Genomic DNA, 20,728 nt, shown 5'->3' on the forward strand with positions numbered 1-20,728 from the left:
CTTTCAGTTTATCAACTTGAAACCTGAAGCTTGAAACTCATAACCTCTAAACAAAAAATCATGTCAATATTAATATATGCAGAATCTGCAGAAGGAAAATTTAAAAAAGTAGCTTTCGAATTAGCTTCTTACGCAAAAAAAGTAGCCGAATCTTTAGGAACAACTGTTACAGCTTTAACAGTAAATACTAGTGACGTAAGCGAATTATCAAAATACGGAGTTGATAAAGTTCTAAAAGTAAACAACGATAAATTAGCAGGATTTACAGCTAAGGCTTACGCCGATGTAATCAAACAAGCTGCTGAAAAAGAAGGAACAAAAGTAGTTTTACTTTCTTCTACAACAGACAGTATTTATCTTTCATCATTAGTTGCGGTAGCATTAAATGCTGGCTTTGCTTCTAACGTTGTTGGATTGCCATTAAGCACTTCTCCTTTTCAAGTAAAAAGAAATGCTTTCTCAAATAAAGCTTTCAACATTACTGAAATTGATACAGATGTAAAAGTTCTTGGTTTGGCTAAAAACTCTTACGGAATTTTCGAAAGTGCAGGATCTGCAACTGAAGAAGATTTCAATCCATCAATTGGAGATAATGACTTTGGAGTAAAAGTAGAATCTGTAGAAAAAGTATCAGGAAAAGTATCTATCGCTGATGCTGATGTTGTAGTTTCTGGCGGACGCGGACTAAAAGGTCCAGAAAACTGGGGATTAATTGAAGATCTTGCTGCTGTTTTGGGCGCTGCAACTGCATGTTCTAAACCGGTTTCTGATTTAGGATGGAGACCTCACAGTGAACACGTTGGACAAACAGGAAAACCAGTTGCAACTAACTTATATATTGCAGTAGGAATTTCTGGAGCTATTCAGCACATTGCAGGTATCAACTCATCAAAAGTAAAAGTGGTTATCAATAGCGATCCTGAAGCGCCTTTCTTTAAAGTGGCTGATTACGGAATTGTTGGAGATGCGTTTGAAATCGTTCCCAAATTAACAGAGAAATTAAAAGCTTTTAAAGCACAACATTCTTAATTTAAAATTCTCTATAAAAATATAGCTGCCTAAAAACAAGATAATCGTATCTTTGTTTTAGGTAGCTTTTTTGTTCCATATTTTTTGATTAAAATTGCACCTTTATTTTCCAATCAAAAAAAGTATTAAAATGAGGCATTTAATATGCCCTTTTTACCCATATATATGAGTCTAGTAAAATTGTCTATAAAAGGAATTTCATACAGTCAAACTCAAAATGGCGCTTATGCCTTAATTTTGAATGAAGTTGATGGTGAAAGAAAATTACCTATTGTCATCGGTGCTTTCGAAGCTCAATCAATTGCTATTGCCTTAGAAAAAGAAATAAAACCTCCGCGCCCATTAACACACGATTTATTCAAAAACTTTGCAGAAAGATTTGACATTGTAGTAAAACAAGTTATCATTCATAAACTTGTAGATGGCGTTTTCTATTCAAGCCTAATCTGCGAAAGAGATAAAATTGAAGAGATAATCGACGCAAGAACTTCTGATGCAATAGCATTGGCATTACGTTTTAATGCTCCGATTTTTACTTATAAAAATATTTTAGATAAAGCCGGAATTTATTTAAAATCGAACACTGCAGAAACAGATCAAGGCTCTCAAGAAATTGATGATGTACTTTCGAATCCAGAAACTTTTGGACACGAAGAAGAAACAAATCAATCTGGTGATGTATATTCTAAACACAGTTTACAAGAACTGAACGAACTTTTAGATCAGGCAGTTTCTCAGGAAGATTACGAAAAAGCGGCCAAAATTAGAGACGAAATCTCGAAACGTTAGGCTATAAGCTTTAGGCAACACGCTTAAAGCATGAAGCAAAAAAGAATTAAAGATCAAATGGTAAGCATTTAGGCAAAAGCTTAAAGCCTACAGTATAAAGCTTAAAGCAATCATGAAGCAATACTTAGATTTAGTAAAACATGTTTTAGAAAACGGCAACCAAAAGGGAGACCGAACAGGAACAGGAACAAAAAGTGTTTTTGGTTATCAAATGCGTTTTGATTTAAGCGAAGGCTTTCCGATGGTTACAACCAAAAAACTACATTTAAAATCTATTATTTACGAATTGCTTTGGTTTTTAAAAGGAGATACCAATATTAAATACCTTCAGGAAAATGGAGTGAAAATATGGGATGCCTGGGCAGATTCTGATGGAAATTTAGGACCTGTTTACGGTCACCAATGGCGCAATTGGAACAGCGAAGAAATTGATCAGATTTCTGAATTGATTACTGAACTAAAAACCAACCCAAATAGCCGTAGAATGCTGGTTTCGGCTTGGAATCCATCTGTTTTGCCGGACACAACAAAATCATTTGAAGAAAATGTAGCCAACAATAAAGCAGCTTTGCCTCCTTGTCATGCTTTCTTTCAATTTTATGTTACAAGTCCAGATGTTGAAAAAGGAGAAACAAAAGGAAAATTATCTTGCCAATTGTATCAAAGAAGTGCTGACATATTTTTGGGTGTTCCTTTTAATATTGCTTCTTATGCATTGTTAACCATGATGATTGCTCAAGTTTGCGATTTAGATGCTGGGGAATTTATTCATACTTTTGGTGACGCACACATTTACAATAATCATTTTGAACAGTTAGAATTGCAATTAACTCGCGAACCTAAACCGTTGCCAAAAATGATTTTAAATCCAGAGATTAAAAACATTTTCGATTTTGATTATAATGATTTCACACTTTTAGATTATGAACCGCACGCGGGCATAAAAGGAAGTGTTGCTGTATAAATTTTAAAAAAATCCGCTTAAGTAAGCGGATTTTTTATACTACTAAAACACTATTTTCGCTTCCGGCAAAATCATTCCATTTATACGAATCTGCCTCAGGATCATTAATGTAAATTCCATCAATTACGTACTTAAACTCGTAAATTGCATCTTTCACTAAGTCATAAGTCGCTTTAAAAGTTCCGTTTTTTAGTTTGCTCAACATTCCCTCTTCTGCATTCCAATTGTTAAAATCTCCGACTACAGCAGCTGAACTTGCATCTTTAGCTTCTACAGAAAATGTAACTTTACATACTGGCTTTGTTTTGATAAATTGCTTCTTTAAAGACATAACTATTTAGTTTTTAGATTGATACATCTAAATTACGCAAATCCATCTGAATTTTCAACATCTTAATATCCGATTTGCGACAATATCAAAAACGCATTATTATTTTGAGCAAATCCGTAATTTTCACCACCTTAAATTCTGGATTTCAGATTTCAAACACGATTCAGCTTAAATAATCCGTTCCTAAAGTACTCCTGATTTCAAAAATAAATTCTAACTTTATGACCTCATACATTATTATCTTATGGAAAAAGAAGTACACGAACAATATGAATATGCAAGAAGAAGGATAAGACAAAAGAAAATCCTATATTTTCATTTTGTACTTTTTCTGCTAGGAAGTTTATTTTTATTTGTTGGCAATAGATTTTTTGGCCTTGGCGCAAGTACAACTACCAATCAAAATTGGTGTATTTGGGCTATTACAATATGGTTTTTTCTGTTTATTTTACACTTTATAAAAGTATATATTACAGATAGATTTATGAATAAAAAATGGGAAAGAGAACAAATTGACAGACTTGTTGCTTTACAGCAAAAAAGGATCAGTCAGTTAGAATCCAGAATAAATGAGGATACAGAACACAAAATTTAGCTTTAGATTACCATGATTATAATGATAGCGGCTGTTGCCGAAAATAATGCCCTTGGAAAAAACAACGAACTAGTTTGGCATTTGCCTAATGATTTCAAAAGATTCAAATCGCTTACCACAAATCATCACATTATTATGGGAAGAAAAACTTTTGAAAGTTTTCCTAAACCGCTTCCTAATAGAGTTCATGTTGTGATCACACGTCAGCCTGATTATAAACCTGAAGGCTGTATTGTCGTAGACAGTATTGAAAAAGCAATTGCTGTATGTCCGGAAAATGAAGATTCATATATTATTGGAGGAGGCGAAATTTACAATCTTGGATTACCACATGCCGACATTCTAGAAATTACAAAAGTTCATCACACTTTTGATGCTGATGCTTTTTTTCCTAAAATAAATGAAAACGAGTGGCAGTTAGTCGAAACTGAAGAAAACTTTAAAGATGAAAAACATCTTTATGATTACACTTATGAAACTTATATCCGTAAATAAAAAAACATCCTCTTTTGGAGGATGTTTTTTAAAAAACGATTGATTTTAGATCTGACTCTTTCAGGAAATAGTTTTCGTAAAATCACAAATGTTTAAAACATTTGAAATAACTGAATAACATTTAATGTTAATTGAGAATGAATCTCAAAAGAGCCTTTAATAACAAATACCACTAAGATATTAAAGGCAAGAAAATTAAAATTTCCAAAAACAAATTTAATCCTAAGAACGTATTTTGCACTTTTTAAAAAAGCATTGTAATTTGAAGAACAATACTTTGAAAACTACTTACAAGAACAAATGAAATTACCAATGCAAAAAGTAACCATTTGATTTAAGTCATTGTATTCTATCAATCATTAAAATTTTTCATCATTTTATCTTTAGCAAAATTGGGTATAAATCAAGCACTGCGCAATACCCACTTTTAGTGATTTTTTTAAAATACCCACTTTTAGTGAGTGCCATTTTGCAGTAAAATCATACTTATAAACAGAGCTAAATGCCTTCTTTTAAAACATTTAATCCACAAATTAAAAAACGCAATTACAGTTAAGGCAGATTGTATTATATTTGCGTAAATAAAAAAAATGTCTGAAAAAATAACTCCATATAAAGACTCTTCTTTAGGTAAAAAAGAGCAGGTTGCCCAAATGTTTGATAACATATCTGGGAACTACGACAATTTGAATCGCGTAATTTCATTTGGAATTGATGTAAAATGGCGTAAAAAGGTATTAAAAATCGTTTCTGACAGCAAACCAAAAATCATTCTTGACATTGCAACAGGAACAGGCGATCTTGCTATATTAATGGCTCAAACAAATGCAGAGAAAATTATTGGCTTAGATATCTCTGCTGGAATGCTTGAAGTTGGAAAAAAGAAAGTTGCAGAAAAAAACCTTTCTAATACTATTGATTTAGTTTTAGGCGATTCTGAAAATATTCCTTTTGCGGATAATTATTTTGATGCTATAACAGTAAGTTTTGGTGTTCGAAATTTTGAAAATTTAGAAAAAGGCTTTGCTGAAATTCTAAGAGTTTTAAAACCAAATGGTGTATTTGTAATTTTAGAAACTTCGGTTCCTGATAAAACGCCATACAAACAAGGATATAAATTTTACAGTAAAAATATACTCCCTATTATCGGAAAACTATTTTCTAAAGACAATTCAGCTTATGGATATTTATCAGAATCTGCTGCTGTTTTTCCTTATGGAGAAGCGTTAAACAATATTTTGAGAAAAATTGGGTTTATAGATGTTGTGGCTATGCCTCAAACTTTTGGAGTTGCAACCATTTATTCTGCTTCTAAAAAATAGTATGAAAAAAACAGTAATCTTACTTTTATTAGTCTTATCGACAAACGGATATTCGCAATTTGCTAAAAGCATGTTTAGCAAAGATCCTATTATTAATCTCGAAAACTGGCAAAAGCAACGCCTTTACTTTGGATATTATTTAGGATTTAACAGCTTTGACTTTAAGTTTGATTATAAAAATGTCATGAATCAAGATATTCAGGTAAAGAAAACGACTGGTTTTAATGTTGGTGTTGTCGCTGATTTAAGATTGCAGGAATATATCAATCTGCGTTTTGAACCTGGTTTATACTATACAAAACGAGATTTATATTACCCGAATTTCACTTCTCAAAACGATTATTTAAGAGAAGTAAACAGTACTTATATTCATTTTCCTTTACTTTTAAAATTCTCATCCTTACGTACTGGAAATATTCGTCCGTATTTAGTTGGCGGGATGTCGACGACGCTTAATTTATCAAGCAACTCGAAATCTCAAGATGACAATTCTGAACAAAAATTTAGAGTAAAGCCTTGGACAGCTGCTTATGAAGTTGGTTTTGGAATAGATATTTTCTCAGAATACTTTATTTTCTCTCCTTCAATAAGAGGTATGTTTGGTATATCAGATGAATTAATTCGTGATAAAGACCCAAATAGTCCATGGACAGGTAATATAGACTCAATGAAATCAAGGGCTATTTTAATAAATTTCACTTTTCATTAAAACAAATAGTTAACTATTTCGTTTAAATTCACTAAGAATAATTGCTGTTGCGGTAGCTACATTTAAACTTTCAGTTTTTTGCAGCTCTCCAAATCTAGGAATTGTGAGTCGGCTTGTCACCATTTCTTCAATCTCTGCTGAAATTCCATTCGCTTCATTACCCATAATGATGATTCCGTTTTGAGGCAAATTAGATTGATAAATGTTGTTTCCATCCATAAAAGTTCCAAAAACAGCTATTTTTGTTTGTGAAATAACGGTTTTTAAATCAACATAATTCACATTTACTCTAGCGATAGATCCCATTGTAGCCTGAACAACCTTCGGGTTATAAATATCTACAGTTTCTTTAGAGCAAATAATTTGTTTGATGCCAAACCAATCGCAAAGGCGTAAAATGGTTCCTAAATTTCCAGGATCACGAATATCGTCTAATGCCAAAATCAAACCTGAGTCGATCATTTTGTTTTCGGCCGGAATTTTAAAAACGGCCAAACAAGAATTTGGAGTCGACAAAGCACTTATTTTTTTAAGTTCCTGTTCATTAATAAGAGTTCGTTTTGAAGACTGAACCGCTTCAAAATCATTTTGTGTTGTGTATAAATGCTCTAATTCAAAATTGGATTGCAACAATTCTTGAATTACTTTTACTCCTTCAGCAAAAAATAATTGATTTGCAAAACGTTGCTTTTTTTGATGTAAACTTGAGATAAGTTTTATTTGGTTTTTACTAACCATAAAATAATGTACTTTTGAATTAAATATTTAAGAACACTTGAAAAAGAATTCCACAAAAATAACAGCATTTATTCTAATAGCAATATTTATTTCTGCTTGTAATGCCGTAAAAAGAGTTCCGGATGGAAAAAATCTTCTCGTAAAAAATAATATTCTTGTAAACGGAAAGTCTACAAACGACGAAACTGCGTCAAATCAAATGTACCAAAAACCTAACGGTACCTTGCTTGGTTTTAAATTACGCTTGAATTTATACAATTTAGCCAATTTAAATCCCGACTCAACTTATCAGGCAAAATTTAAAAATCATCCAGGTTTATATGAACGTCAGGCTAAAATATTATCTGCAAAACAGGTTGATCGCCTCGGACAGTCATTTTTATACAAAGGTATTCACGAATTCTTAAAAAATACCGGTGAAGCTCCTGTGATTATTGATACTGCGAAAGCAAAAAAAACATTGCTTCGTTTAAAATTCTATTATTTCAACAATGGATATTTTAATGTTCAAACCGATTTCAACGTTGATAGTGTGGGATTTAAAAAAGCTAAAATTAATTATAATATTACTACGGGTCCAGCCTATACTTTAGATTCTATTAAAACTACTATCTTGACTCCGGCCTTAGATTCATTGTATAAAACCAACAAAGAACCATCAGTCTTAAAATCTGGCAATCAATATAGAACCGCCGATTTTGAAGAAGAAAAAAATCGTATTACCACTTATTTTAGAAATAATGGTGCGTATTTTTTCCAGCCAACATATGTTACTTTTGATATCGATACTATTGGTAAAAAAAACAAAGCCGATATCAATTTAAAAATCAGCAATAACAATATTCAGGAAAGAGATTCAAGCAGAACAGAACCTTTCAAATTATATAAAATTAGTGACGTAAATATTTATACAGATTATTCGCCAACAAATGCCAAAGGCAAAGTTAGTGATAGTGTGACCTATAATAACTTTAACCTGTACAGCTACAAAAAATTAAAATACAAACCGCGCGCGATAACTGATGCCGTTTTTATTAATAAAGGAAGTTATTTTTCAGACACACGAACAACACTTTCTTCAAGATATTTAAACAATCTAAAGATTTTTAATTATCCTTCCATTCAATATGAAGTTGATAAACGCGATTCGACAGCGCAGTCTTTAATTGCTAATGTTTACCTTACGCCAAGAAAAAAATATAGTTTTGGTGCAACTTTCGATGTAACCCATTCTAATATTCAAGATTTTGGTCTTGGAGGAAGTGTTTCAGAAACTATTAGAAATGTATTTAACCGCGCTGAAACATTAGAAATTTCTGCACGTGCAAATATCGGCTCGTCAAAAGACATGGCAAATCCAAATAATAATTTCTTCAATGTCTCTGAATATGGCCTTGATATGAAATTGAATTTCCCGAGAATCTTGATGCCATTTGGAACGGAGAAAATTATTCCGAAAAGGATGATTCCGTCAACTGCAATCGCGGCCGGATTTTCAAAACAGCGAAACATCGGTTTAGATAAAGAAAATTTCACGGGAGGAATCTCGTACAATTGGTCTCCAAAACGTCGTAATACTGTCAAACTTGATTTGCTTAACGCTCAGTATGTACGTAATTTAAATCCTGATAACTACTTCAATGTTTATACTTCATCATATGATGAATTAAATAATATTGGTAAAGATTATAACACAAGGCCTGCAAACTGGGGAGAAACGGTGGAAGAACAAGCCAAAGAAAACCTGACAATACCAAAAGGAACAGCCGGTTTTACTAATGACGTTTTAACTAATCAAACAGCACTTACGCCAGACAGAGCTGAATATAGAGATGTAGAAAGCATTGAAGAAAGAAGAGTTCGTTTGACAGAAAACGATTTTATTTTAGCTACAAGCTATACTTTTACCACGACCACAAAAAAGGATTTAGCAGACAATACTTTTTATCAGTTTAAAACAAAAATAGAATCTGCAGGAACTTTATTGTCCGCTATTTCAAATTTGGCAAGTCTGCCTAAAAATACTAGCGGCAATTACGAGATCTTTAATTTAGAATATTCAGAATATATAAAAACAGAATTTGATTACATCAAACACTGGGATTTTGGAAAAGAAAAAGTATTAGCAGTAAGAAGCTTTTTTGGAATCGCAATTCCGTTTGGCAATTCAAATTATGTTCCGTTTTCAAGAAGTTATTATTCGGGAGGTTCTAATGACAACCGTGCATGGCAGCCTTACTCATTAGGTCCAGGAAGCACAGATGCAATGGATGATTTTAATGAGGCAAATATGAAAATCGCGCTTAGTGCCGAATTTCGATTTAAAATTTTAGGCGATGTCAAAGGAGCTGTATTTGCAGATGCTGGAAATATCTGGAATGTGCTCGATAATGTGATAGATGAGAAGGCAAAATTTAACAGCGTAAACGATTTAGCTGAAATTGCTTTAGGCTCAGGATTCGGATTACGATACGATTTAAGCTTTTTTGTTATTCGTTTAGATTTAGGCTTTAAGACTTATAATCCGGCGCATGAGAAGGGAGATCGCTGGTTTAAAGAATACAATTTTGGGCACTCGGTTTTAAATTTTGGAATAAATTATCCTTTCTAATGCTAATTAATTCTTATTTTTGCAACCTAAAAACTAAAAACAACTATAAAAAAAATTACAATGGCACACAATATTAAACCGGGAGTAGCTACAGGAGATCAAGTTCAAGAGATTTTTAATTATGCAAAAGAAAAAGGTTTTGCATTACCAGCAGTAAATGTTACTGGTTCTAGCACAATCAATGGAGTTCTTGAAACTGCAGCAAAACTAAATGCGCCAGTTATCATTCAATTTTCAAACGGAGGAGCACAATTTAACGCTGGAAAAGGTTTGTCTAACGCTAACGAAAAATCAGCAATCGCTGGTGGAATCGCTGGAGCAAAACACATTCATACTTTAGCAGAAGCTTATGGTGCAACTGTAATTTTACATACTGACCACTGTGCAAAAAAACTTTTGCCTTGGATTGATGGTTTATTAGATGCTTCTGAAAAACATTTTGCAGAAACAGGAAAACCATTATTCAGTTCGCATATGATCGATTTGTCTGAGGAGCCAATCGAAGAAAATATCGAAATCTGTAAAGAATATTTAGCTAGAATGAGCAAAATGGGTATGACATTAGAAATCGAGCTTGGTATTACAGGTGGTGAAGAAGATGGTGTTGACAACTCTGATGTAGACAGCTCAAAATTATACACGCAACCAGAAGAAGTAGCTTATGCTTACGAAGAATTATCTAAAGTAAGCCCTAAATTTACTATCGCTGCTGCTTTTGGAAACGTTCACGGTGTTTACAAACCAGGAAACGTAAAATTAACTCCAAAAATCTTAAAAAATTCTCAAGATTTCGTTCAAAACAAATTCAACACTGGTGCTAATCCTGTAGATTTTGTTTTCCACGGAGGTTCAGGTTCTACACTTGAAGAAATCAGAGAAGCAATTGGATACGGAGTTATCAAAATGAACATCGATACAGATTTACAATTTGCATACACTGAAGGAATTCGTGATTATATGGTTAAAAACATTGACTATTTAAAAACACAAATTGGTAACCCAGAAGGTGCTGATGTTCCTAACAAAAAATATTATGACCCAAGAAAATGGGTACGTGAAAGCGAAGTGACATTCAACACAAGACTTGAACAAGCTTTCGCAGATTTAAATAATGTGAACACACTATAATAAAAAAGTTTAAAGTTTCAGGTTTCAGGTTTAGCAACTTTTAACTTTAAACCTGAAACAAAAAAAACATTCAATATGGCTTGGTTTAAAAGACACGAAAAAGGGATTACGACTGCGACTGAAGATAAAATGGACGTTCCGAAAGGATTGTGGTACAAATCTCCTACTGGAAAAATTATTGATGCTGACGAATTAGCTAGAAACTTATTTGTAAGTCCAGAAGATGATTTTCACGTTCGAATTGGAAGCGCAACCTATTTTGAAATTTTATTTGACAACAACGAATTTGTTGAGTTAGATAAAAACATGACCTCTAAAGATCCTCTGCATTTTGTGGATACAAAAAAATATGCAGAAAGATTGAAAGATGTAATGGAGAAAACTCACTTAAAAGACGCTGTGCGTACTGGAGTGGGAAAATCTAAAGGAAAAGAACTTGTAATCTGCTGTATGGATTTTGCCTTTATTGGAGGATCTATGGGAGCTGTTGTTGGAGAAAAAATTGCTAGAGGTATTGATCACGCGATCAAAAACAAATTGCCTTTTGTAATGATTTCTAAATCAGGTGGAGCTCGTATGATGGAAGCTGCTTATTCTTTAATGCAATTAGCAAAAACATCTGTAAAACTAGCTCAATTAGCAGAAGCGAAATTACCTTATATTTCTCTTTGTACTGATCCAACTACTGGAGGAACAACTGCATCTTACGCTATGTTAGGAGATATCAATATTTCTGAGCCAGGCGCTTTGATTGGCTTTGCTGGTCCGCGTGTTGTACGTGATACTACAGGAAAAGATTTACCAGAAGGTTTTCAAACTGCCGAATTTTTGTTAGAGCACGGTTTCTTAGACTTTATCACGCCAAGAAAAGAATTGAAAGACAAGATTAACTTGTATATCGATTTGATTCAAAATAATACAATTAGATAATTTTTTAAAACTATTCAAAATAGAAAATCCCAAGAAATTGCTTCTTGGGATTTTTTTATATCTTTATTTTAATTTTTTTCTATGGTGAGAATTTTTATTGGCTTTATGATTTGTTTTTTTTGTCAAATTGCGACAAGAAAGAACATGATATTCCTTATATAATTTCTCAGGAAAACAAAGAAATAGTTAGAGGTAAAGATACAATTCCTCCTCCTCCACCTATTCCTGGTTACTTATATTATGGAACTAACACTTTCATCATTGATAGAAATTCAAAGATCTATTATTTTCAAAGAAATGAAATAGGACATATTTCCGGAAATTGGGAAAGAAGCGATACTATTCCATACTTCATTAATTTACAACCAAAAGATTTAATAGAAATACCTGCTAATAATGTATCCGATTTAATAAAAGCAAATTACAAAGACAATTTCCGAAATATAACTTTTATAGCTTCAAAATTAGATACATTAAATTCAAAAATTTATTTCGATTTAGTTGATGTACTTAAATTATCATTAAAAGAAAGCGATCTATATTTTATTAGGAGAACAACTCAAGAAGAAGACACAGTTTTAAAATATAAGAAAAACAATGACTATTATAATTCAGAAGAGATCAAATGGGACAAAAATAGAATTACATTTCCTTTTATAAAACCAAAATTAGAAAAGAGAAAAAATTAAATCATCCCGCTTTTTTCAAATCCTTTTTCAATTCCCTTTCAGCTATTTTAAAAGCCAGCTTCTCACGCCAAATTGCATAACGTTCTCTAAAAACTATTTTTATGGCACTATCGACTGCACCATGCATGAATAAGCTCCACACGCTGGCCATTTTTCTTGTTATAGATCTATCCCATGCGCGAAGACTCAGTGAAAAAGAACCGTCTATATATTTCATCCAATGCCACATTCCGGTTGGCATGAATAAAGTGTCTCCGTGTTCCAGAAAAACTTCGTAGCCTTCAACACCTTTAAGAGCAGGAAATTTTTCAAAATCGGGGTTGGCAACATCATAATCTTCTAAAGCATATGTAGTATTTGGAACGCAATAAAGCCTTTTTTTCCATTTATTATCAAACAATATTATATGTTTTCTGCCTCCAAAATGCGTGTGAAAAAGATGAGGCAAATCGATATCATAATGTAAAAATGTAATAGCTCTTGAACCACCAAAAAACATGGCAGGCATACTTTCTATAAAACCGCCCATTAATTCTTTTGGGATTTTTACATCATTAATTAATTCGGGTCTGTGTTTAAAAAGATTAAAGAAAAAAATGCGTAATTGAGTTGGTTCTCTTTTTATCAAATCAAGATATTCACCAAATTTCATACTGGCAATCGAGGCATTAATTACTTTTGAAGGATCTGCTTTAGAATTGTCAACCAGCTTTACTTCAATATCTCCTGCAATTTCTTTAAAATAATCTGTAGACCATTTTTCTCTGGCAGGCCAATCTTTGGTTAATTCTTTTATTATAAGAGGCTTTCTTTTATCTAGATAATTCTTTTTAAAATCTTCTCTAGAAATAGATTCAACGACATCAACAGGTTTTAGAATAAAGCTCATTTATTGATTGATTTAAATTGTCTGCTTACCAAAAATATCCAATTATTTCTAGCTTTAAAATTTATAATTATAACACAAAAAGAACATTACATTCCGGTTCGAATTGCCTCCACAGGATCTAAATTTGCTGCTGAAATAGCAGGCAGAATTCCAGAAATTAATCCGATAAGGGCCGCTAAGCCAGTTCCTAAAAGTATATTTCCCATACTTAAAACAAATTCAAAATCTAATGCTTTTGTCAAAATAAGTGCAATAGCCCAAACCATTAATAAACCGATAATCCCTCCAATAACAGAAAGAATAATGGCTTCAAATAAAAACTGAAATAAAATAAATCTGTTTTTAGCACCCAGTGATTTTTGAATTCCAATTAAGTTGGTTCTTTCTTTAACAGAAACAAACATAATATTAGCAATACCGAATCCTCCAACTAAAAGAGAAAATCCGCTTATAACCCAGCCAACAAAATTCATCTGGCCTAAAATTCCATCAATAAAATCAGTAAAACCTGAAAGTACATTTACAAAAAAGTTATCCATTTCTCCTGCTTTCATACCTCGAATTGCTCTTAATTTTTGAGCAACTTCAGCTTTGTACGCATCCATATCAACACCTTTTACCGGTTTCAAAACAATTACAGGTGTCATAGCGTCGCTGTCTCCATACATTCTACGTAAAAAATTAGCAGGCAAATAAACAGAGGTATCGTTACTGTCTCCAAAAAACCCTGCACCTTGTTTTTCAATTACTCCAATTACAGTAAAACGCTGACCGTACAAACGAATATTTTTTCCGATAGGATCAGAAGTTCCAAAAAGACCTTCTGCAATATCATATCCTAAAACAATAACAGCAGTTCCTGAATTCGATTCAGATTCGTTGTAAAATCTTCCTTTATCAAAACTTAGTCCATCTACATCTACCATTTCAAAAGAAGATGGAATAATATTTACATCTGCAACTGTTTTAGAATCGTATTTTAAACTCTCGTGACTTACGAAAAGCTGATAACCAACTTGCTCCGTATTATTCAATGAGTTTTTTAAACCTATGTATTCGTCATATTTTACATTTGGAAACTGCTCTCTCTTCCATTGTGGAATTTCAGAAGGACCAAAACAATATTTCATTAAATAAATTGTATTTTTATCTAGGCTGCTCAAATCTTTTGAAATTTTTCTATCTAAAGAATCAACAGCTGCCAATACGGCAATAATTGAAAAAATACCAATTGTAACACCTAATAACGACAATAAAGTTCGCAATTTATTATTCCGTAAAGCGTTTATGGCAAAGCTCAGACTTTCTTTTAATAATCTTAGATAAACTAGCATATATTCGTATTTTTCAGTAAAGTAAAATTCAATAAATTAAAATCAAAAACCTAATAAAAGTTAACTTACTCATCAGTAGTTTTTTTTAGCATAATGTTACACTAATTTTCTTTAAAATAATATTTAAAAAAACTACTTTTGCAGTCTGAAAATCATAACTACACAATGAGCACAACAAAAAAAATACAATCAGCATTAATATCTGTTTTTTCGAAAGATGGACTAGAGCCAATCGTTAGAAAATTGCACGAACAAAATGTAACACTTTACTCGACTGGAGGAACTGAAGATTTCATAAAAAACCTTGGAATTCCCGTAGTTCCTGTTGAAGATATTACTTCTTTTCCTGAAATTCTTGGAGGAAGAGTAAAAACGCTTCACCCGAAAATTTTTGGCGGAATTTTAAACCGTCAAGATAACGAAAGTGATGTACAGCAAATGAAGGAATTTGATATTCCTCAGATTGATTTAGTGATTGTTGATTTATATCCTTTTGAAAAAACTGTTGCCTCAGGTGCAAGCGAACAAGATATAATTGAAAAGATTGATATTGGCGGTATTTCATTAATTCGCGCTGGTGCAAAAAACTTCAAAGACACTGTAATTGTGGCTTCGGTTAACGAATACAGCCTGCTTCTAGATTTGATTACAGAACAAAATGGAGCAACAACTCTTGAAAACAGAAGACTGCTTGCTACAAAGGCATTTCATGTTTCATCTCATTATGATGGTGCAATTTTTAATTATTTCAATACAGACGAAACTATCTACAAAGAAAGTATTGCAGATGGTCAAGTTTTAAGATATGGAGAAAATCCACACCAAAAAGGATTCTTTTTTGGAGATTTTGATGCAATGTTTAAAAAAGTTCACGGAAAAGAGTTATCTTACAACAACTTGTTGGATGTTGATGCAGCTGTAAACTTAATAAATGAGTTTAAAACTGACGGACCAACATTTGCAATTTTAAAACACAACAATGCTTGCGGTTTAGCTTCAAGAAAAACAATCAGCGAAGCTTATTTAGCAGCATTGGCTTGCGATCCTACTTCTGCATTTGGCGGAGTTTTGATTGCAAACACTAAAATTGATTTGGCTACAGCGCAGGAAATCAACAAATTATTCTGTGAAGTTGTAATTGCTCCAGCTTACGATGATGAAGCGATTACCGTCTTGCAAGAAAAGAAAAATAGAATTATATTAGTTCAAAATGAAGTTGAATTACCTTCAAGACAAGTAAGAACTTGTCTTAATGGTTTGTTAATTCAGGATAGAAATAATATTACAGATACTAAAGAGCATTTAAAAACCGTTACTATTACAGAACCTACTGCTTCGGAAATAGAAGATTTAATATTTGCTTCAAAAATTTGCAAAAACACAAAATCAAATACGATTGTTTTTGCTAAAAACGGAACATTAATTTCATCAGGAACGGGTCAAACATCAAGAGTTGATGCTTTAGTACAAGCTGTAGATAAAGCAAAAGCTTTTGGATTTGATTTAACCGGCGCTTCAATGGCAAGTGATGCATTTTTCCCTTTTCCGGATTGTGTAGAATTAGCCAAAAAAGCAGGAATTACAGCAGTAATTCAGCCAGGAGGTTCAATAAAAGACGAATTAAGTATAAATTATTGCAACGAAAATAATCTTGCAATGGTATTTACAGGAACACGTCATTTTAAACATTAATTTGTTTAACTTTGTTCGATAATTATTTATAACATTTTAAACCCCTAAAAAACTTATGGGATTTTTTGATTTCATGACCGAGGATATCGCGATAGACCTTGGTACCGCAAACACTTTAATCATACATAATGATAAAGTTGTTATTGATAGTCCATCTATCGTTGCACGTGATAGAGTATCAGGCAAAATTATTGCTGTTGGTAAGGAAGCCAATATGATGCAAGGTAAAACGCATGAAAACATCAAGACCATAAGGCCTTTGAAGGATGGTGTAATTGCCGATTTTGATGCTTCAGAAAAAATGATCAATATGTTCATTAAAAGCATTCCAGCTTTGAAAAAAAGAATGTTTACTCCAGCGTTAAGAATGGTAGTATGTATTCCGTCTGGAATTACTGAAGTTGAGATGAGAGCTGTAAAAGAATCTTGTGAAAGAGTAAACGGAAAAGAAGTTTACTTGATTCATGAGCCCATGGCAGCTGCAATTGGTATTGGTATCGATATCATGCAGCCAAAAGGAAATATGATTGTCGATATTGGAGGTGGTACAACTGAAATTGCTGTTATCGCATTAGGCGGAATTGTATGTGACAAATCTGTAAAAATTGCAGGTGACGTTTTTACAAATGATATCGTTTATTACATGCGTACGCAACACAACCTTTTTGTTGGAGAAAGTACTGCTGAAAAAATAAAAATTCAAATTGGAGCCGCTATAGAAGATTTAGACGGTCCTCCAGAAGACATGTCAGTTCAAGGTAGAGATTTACTTACTGGTAAACCAAAACAAGTAGATGTTTCTTACCGTGAAATTGCAAAAGCATTAGACAAATCAATACAACGTATTGAAGATGCAGTAATGGAAACTTTATCTCAGACTCCTCCTGAATTAGCTGCTGATATTTACAACACAGGTATTTATTTAGCTGGTGGTGGATCTATGTTGAGAGGCCTAGACAAACGTATTTCTCAAAAAACTGATCTACCAGTTTATATCGCTGAAGATCCTTTAAGAGCAGTAGTTCGTGGAACTGGAATGGCACTTAAAAACATTGCAAAATTTAAAAGCATCTTAATAAAATAAGATCAAAAATAACAAATCAATATTTTTTTATTAGAGTTAAATTACAATCATTTAACTCTAATAAAATTTGAAAACATAAGCATATCCTGAAACAAAATAACCGAACAAGAAATGCAGCAAATTTTTAATTTTATTATAAGAAACAGCAATCGATTGCTGTTTTTGCTGCTTTTAGGTATCTCGTTGGCTCTTACAATTCAGTCACATTCATTTCATAGAAGCAAAGTAATCAGTTCTGCTAATTTTTTAAGCGGAGGTGTTTATGAAAAAATTAATCACGTAAATGAATATTTAAATTTAAGAACCGAAAACGAAGAACTTGTACTTGAAAACGCAAGATTAAAAAGTCTTTTATTCAACAAAAAAGATACTACAAAAACCCCTTCAGCAGATAGTATAAAAGGAGTTAAACCTGCTGATATTATTGTTTCGAAAGTAATTCACAACTCTTATAGTACACACGAAAATTACATTACTTTAAATTCTGGTACACTTAGCGGAATTAAACAAGATATGGGAGTAATAAACAGTCTAGGAATTGTTGGAATTATAGACAATACTTCTCCTCGATATTCAACTGTGATTAGTATTTTAAATATGAAATCACACATTAATGCAAAAATTAAAAAATCGAATCATTTTGGTACTTTAACCTGGGATGGCAAGAGCACTGGATTCGTTCAGCTAGAAGATGTACCACGATTAGCTTCGATTAAAAAAGGCGATACAATTATTACCGGAGGACAATCAGAAATCTTCCCTGAAGGAATTAATATTGGTACAGTAGACAAGATTTATATTAAAGACAAAACAAGTTTTTATGTTATAAACGTTAAGCTGTTTAACGATATGACAAACCTTGGACATGTTTACATTATTAAAAGCAAAGACAGAGAAGAACTTATTAATTTAGAAAAAAAGGAAAAAGATGAATAGCGCATTGTTAGTCAATATTTTTCGATTTATTATGTTACTAGCAATTCAGATTGTTATTTTCAATAATATGAATTTCTTAGGGTACATAAGCCCTTTTCCGTATATTCTATATATAATTCTTTATCCAGTAAACAGTAATAGATCAGGTTTGATTTTTTCAAGTTTCTTGCTTGGACTTACAATGGATATGTTTTGTAATTCGGGAGGAATTCATGCAACATCTTGCGTAATACTCGCCTATTACAGACCGTATATTTTTAAATTTTCATTTGGATTAAGTTACGAATATCAAACTATTAAACTAAACGAATCGTTAACGCCTGAGCGATTTTCATTCATTTTAGTTTCAGTTTTATTGCATCATATCATATTATTTGTACTTGAAGCATTTCAATTTAAGTTCATTTGGGATATTTTGCTTCGAACCTTGTTTAGCTCGATATTCACGATAATCACTTCAATTATAATAATTTACCTTATTAAGCCAAATAAACGATGAGAAAAGTTCTGCTGCCCTCTTTAATTATCGTCGCAGCATCTTTGCTTGTGATGAGGGTATTTTATTTGCAAATTGTAGACGAGTCATTCAAGTTAAAATCAGAGAACAATGCAATAAAGAAACAGTATGACTATCCAGAAAGAGGTTATATTTATGACAGAAATGGCAAATTATTAGTTGCCAATCAAGCTTCTTATGATATCATGGTTATTCCTAAAGATATCAAAGAAGATTTGAACGTTAATGAATTCTGTGCTTTATTAAACATCACAAAAGAAGATTACGAAAAAAGAGTTGCAAAAGCGAGAGTATACAGCCCACGTTTACCTTCTGTGTTTTTATCTCAATTGAACAAAAGCGAATTCGCTGCCTTTCAAGAAAAAATCAGAAAATTTGAAGGCTTTTATTTCCAAAAAAGATCACTTCGTGATTACGAGGTAGACTATGGCGCAAATATTTTCGGATTTATCACGCAGGTTAACGAACGACTAATTGCAAAAAACCCGTACTACAATAGCGGAGATTTAATTGGAAGACAAGGTGTTGAAGAAAGCTACGAAGAAGTTTTACGCGGTATCAAAGGTGTAAAATACATTCAAAAAGACAAATACAACCGTGAAATAGGTTCTTATAAAGAAGGAAAATACGATACTATCGCTGTTGCCGGAGAAGACATTAACTTAACAATTGATGCTGAACTTCAAAAATATGGCGAAGAATTAATGATAAACAAAAGAGGAGGAATTGTTGCAATTGAGCCAAAATCTGGCGAAATTTTAGCACTTGTTACGGCTCCATCTTACGACCCTGGAATTTTAGTTGGAAGACAAAGATCTAAAAACTATACGCTTTTGTATCATGACTCGATTGCAAAGCCATTATACGACAGGGGACTTTTAGCAGAGTATCCTCCAGGATCGCCATTTAAAATCTTAACCGGTTTAGTTGCGCTTCAAGAAGGTGTTATTAATGAGCAGACTACTTTTATGTGCCATCATGGTTTTAGCTATGGTAGAGGTCGTTTCATGAAATGCCACGGATTTGGTCCGCACCAGTTAAATAATGGAATTTACAACTCCTGTAATACCTATTTTGCACAGTCGTATATGTTGACCATCAACAAATACAAAGATCCGGGTCAAGCTGTAGATGTATGGAGCGGTCACGTAAAAAGTTTTGGTTTAGGACAATTTATGGGATATGATTTACCAACTGGTAAAAAAGGAAACATTCCGACTTCTAAAACTTACAAAAAAATATACCCTAACGGAGGCTGGAGAAGTACTACTATCGTATCAAACGCTATTGGTCAAGGAGAAGTTTTAATGACTCCAATTCAGTTAGCTAATATGATGGCAACTGTTGCGAACCAAGGTTATTACTATACGCCTCATATCATTAAAAAAATCGAAGGCAAAAAGATTGATGCTAAATTTACCACCAGACATGAAACTACAATTGACAAAAAGTATTTTCCTCCTGTTATAGCTGGTTTATTTGATGTTTACAACAAAGGAACTGCTTACGCTCTAAGAGTTGAAGGCATTGACATTTGTGGAAAAACGGGTACTGCGGAAAACTACGCAAAAATTGACGGTGTTCGAACAAAACTCAAAGACCACTCTATCTTCGTTGCTTTTGCTCCAAAAGATAATCCGAAAATTGCAATTGCAATTATGATTGAAAATGGAGGTTTTGGTGCTACAGTAGCAGGACCAATTGCAAGTTTAATGATAGAAAAATATCTTAGAAAGAAAATTTCAAGAACTGATTTAGAGATTCGAGTTTTAAATAAAAGTTTAGCAAGCGAATATGCTAAATTAGGGGGAATGACAGAAGCAAGCGCTATTGAATCAACTCCTAAAGATTCTGTCATGAAAGCTAAAATTATTGTTCCAAAGGCAGTAGTTCTAAAAACAGACATTAAAAAAACAACAATAGATACCACTAAAGAGAACTAACAA

20 protein-coding genes are annotated in these 20,728 nt (G+C 32.7%); 16 read left to right on the top strand and 4 right to left on the bottom strand.

Annotated elements, in window-relative coordinates; translation table 11 throughout:
• Window positions 1-60: 60 nt before the first annotated feature.
• The 3 genes from IR010_RS15845 to IR010_RS15855 all read left to right on the top strand — a co-directional run bounded on the left by IR010_RS15845 (window position 61) and on the right by IR010_RS15855 (window position 2,782).
• Window positions 61-1,029, top strand: coding sequence for an electron transfer flavoprotein subunit alpha/FixB family protein (locus IR010_RS15845; protein ID WP_029271818.1), 969 nt, complete (start codon window positions 61-63; stop codon window positions 1,027-1,029).
• Between the two features lie 165 nt (window positions 1,030-1,194).
• A complete protein-coding gene (locus tag IR010_RS15850; protein WP_029271817.1) occupies window positions 1,195-1,818 on the top strand; it encodes a bifunctional nuclease family protein in 624 nt (207 codons plus the stop codon).
• Between the two features lie 112 nt (window positions 1,819-1,930).
• A complete protein-coding gene (locus IR010_RS15855) occupies window positions 1,931-2,782 on the top strand; it encodes a thymidylate synthase (protein ID WP_194605222.1) in 852 nt (283 codons plus the stop codon).
• A 34-nt stretch (window positions 2,783-2,816) separates the two neighbouring features.
• Here IR010_RS15855 and IR010_RS15860 read toward each other — a convergent pair whose 3' ends face one another.
• Entirely contained in the window at window positions 2,817-3,113 is a 297-nt protein-coding gene (locus tag IR010_RS15860) for an isoamylase early set domain-containing protein (protein WP_029271815.1), read from the bottom strand.
• 244 nt (window positions 3,114-3,357) lie between these two features.
• Between IR010_RS15860 and IR010_RS15865 the strand changes: the two genes are divergently transcribed.
• The 4 genes from IR010_RS15865 (at window position 3,358) to IR010_RS15880 (ending at window position 6,234) form a co-directional block, all read left to right on the top strand.
• On the top strand, window positions 3,358-3,708 hold the full coding sequence (locus IR010_RS15865; protein WP_029271814.1) for a 2TM domain-containing protein: 351 nt from the start codon (window positions 3,358-3,360) through the stop codon (window positions 3,706-3,708).
• A gap of 12 nt (window positions 3,709-3,720) precedes the next feature.
• Complete coding sequence (locus IR010_RS15870) at window positions 3,721-4,203, top strand: dihydrofolate reductase (protein ID WP_194568074.1); 483 nt, start codon at window positions 3,721-3,723, stop codon at window positions 4,201-4,203.
• Window positions 4,204-4,793: 590 nt separating this feature from the next.
• On the top strand, window positions 4,794-5,525 hold the full coding sequence (ubiE, locus tag IR010_RS15875; protein ID WP_029271812.1) for a bifunctional demethylmenaquinone methyltransferase/2-methoxy-6-polyprenyl-1,4-benzoquinol methylase UbiE: 732 nt from the start codon (window positions 4,794-4,796) through the stop codon (window positions 5,523-5,525).
• Between the two features lies 1 nt (window position 5,526).
• Window positions 5,527-6,234: a porin family protein gene (locus tag IR010_RS15880; protein WP_029271811.1), complete on the top strand. Its 708-nt coding sequence runs from the start codon at window positions 5,527-5,529 to the stop codon at window positions 6,232-6,234.
• Between the two features lie 9 nt (window positions 6,235-6,243).
• On the opposite strand, the gene IR010_RS15885 is transcribed toward IR010_RS15880, so the two are convergent.
• Window positions 6,244-6,972 carry a TrmH family RNA methyltransferase gene (locus IR010_RS15885; protein WP_194605225.1) on the bottom strand — a complete coding sequence of 243 codons (729 nt, stop codon included), beginning with the start codon at window positions 6,970-6,972 and terminating at the stop codon, window positions 6,244-6,246.
• A gap of 37 nt (window positions 6,973-7,009) precedes the next feature.
• Between IR010_RS15885 and IR010_RS15890 the strand changes: the two genes are divergently transcribed.
• The 4 genes from IR010_RS15890 (at window position 7,010) to IR010_RS15905 (ending at window position 12,330) form a co-directional block, all read left to right on the top strand.
• Window positions 7,010-9,583, top strand: a complete 2,574-nt coding sequence (locus tag IR010_RS15890; protein ID WP_029271809.1) for a BamA/TamA family outer membrane protein — start codon at window positions 7,010-7,012, stop codon at window positions 9,581-9,583.
• Window positions 9,584-9,643: 60 nt separating this feature from the next.
• Window positions 9,644-10,711, top strand: coding sequence for a class II fructose-bisphosphate aldolase (gene fbaA / locus IR010_RS15895; RefSeq protein ID WP_029271808.1), 1,068 nt, complete (start codon window positions 9,644-9,646; stop codon window positions 10,709-10,711).
• A gap of 75 nt (window positions 10,712-10,786) precedes the next feature.
• Window positions 10,787-11,641: an acetyl-CoA carboxylase, carboxyltransferase subunit beta gene (accD, locus tag IR010_RS15900; RefSeq protein ID WP_029271807.1), complete on the top strand. Its 855-nt coding sequence runs from the start codon at window positions 10,787-10,789 to the stop codon at window positions 11,639-11,641.
• A gap of 119 nt (window positions 11,642-11,760) precedes the next feature.
• Window positions 11,761-12,330, top strand: a complete 570-nt coding sequence (locus IR010_RS15905; RefSeq protein WP_194605228.1) for a hypothetical protein — start codon at window positions 11,761-11,763, stop codon at window positions 12,328-12,330.
• A 1-nt stretch (window position 12,331) separates the two neighbouring features.
• Here the strand turns inward: IR010_RS15905 and IR010_RS15910 are convergent, their stop codons facing one another.
• Window positions 12,332-13,219 (bottom strand): cupin-like domain-containing protein, encoded by an 888-nt coding sequence (locus IR010_RS15910; RefSeq protein WP_194605230.1) that lies wholly within the window; start codon window positions 13,217-13,219, stop codon window positions 12,332-12,334.
• Window positions 13,220-13,305: 86 nt separating this feature from the next.
• Window positions 13,306-14,553, bottom strand: coding sequence for an ABC transporter permease (locus IR010_RS15915; protein ID WP_029271804.1), 1,248 nt, complete (start codon window positions 14,551-14,553; stop codon window positions 13,306-13,308).
• 165 nt (window positions 14,554-14,718) lie between these two features.
• On the opposite strand from IR010_RS15915, the gene purH reads away from it, so the two are divergent.
• The 5 genes from purH to mrdA all read left to right on the top strand — a co-directional run bounded on the left by purH (window position 14,719) and on the right by mrdA (window position 20,725).
• Window positions 14,719-16,245, top strand: coding sequence for a bifunctional phosphoribosylaminoimidazolecarboxamide formyltransferase/IMP cyclohydrolase (gene purH, locus IR010_RS15920; RefSeq protein ID WP_194568064.1), 1,527 nt, complete (start codon window positions 14,719-14,721; stop codon window positions 16,243-16,245).
• A gap of 55 nt (window positions 16,246-16,300) precedes the next feature.
• Window positions 16,301-17,329, top strand: coding sequence for a rod shape-determining protein (locus IR010_RS15925; protein ID WP_008466528.1), 1,029 nt, complete (start codon window positions 16,301-16,303; stop codon window positions 17,327-17,329).
• 111 nt (window positions 17,330-17,440) lie between these two features.
• A complete protein-coding gene (mreC, locus tag IR010_RS15930) occupies window positions 17,441-18,265 on the top strand; it encodes a rod shape-determining protein MreC (protein ID WP_194605233.1) in 825 nt (274 codons plus the stop codon).
• Window positions 18,258-18,764: a rod shape-determining protein MreD gene (locus tag IR010_RS15935; protein ID WP_082447148.1), complete on the top strand. Its 507-nt coding sequence runs from the start codon at window positions 18,258-18,260 to the stop codon at window positions 18,762-18,764. The genes mreC and IR010_RS15935 overlap by 8 nt, the downstream gene beginning before the upstream one ends.
• Window positions 18,761-20,725 (top strand): penicillin-binding protein 2, encoded by a 1,965-nt coding sequence (gene mrdA / locus IR010_RS15940; protein WP_194605236.1) that lies wholly within the window; start codon window positions 18,761-18,763, stop codon window positions 20,723-20,725. The genes IR010_RS15935 and mrdA overlap by 4 nt, the downstream gene beginning before the upstream one ends.
• Window positions 20,726-20,728 lie beyond the last annotated feature (3 nt).

This window comes from Flavobacterium sp. MR2016-29 (assembly GCF_015350695.1).
Lineage (GTDB): Bacteria > Bacteroidota > Bacteroidia > Flavobacteriales > Flavobacteriaceae > Flavobacterium.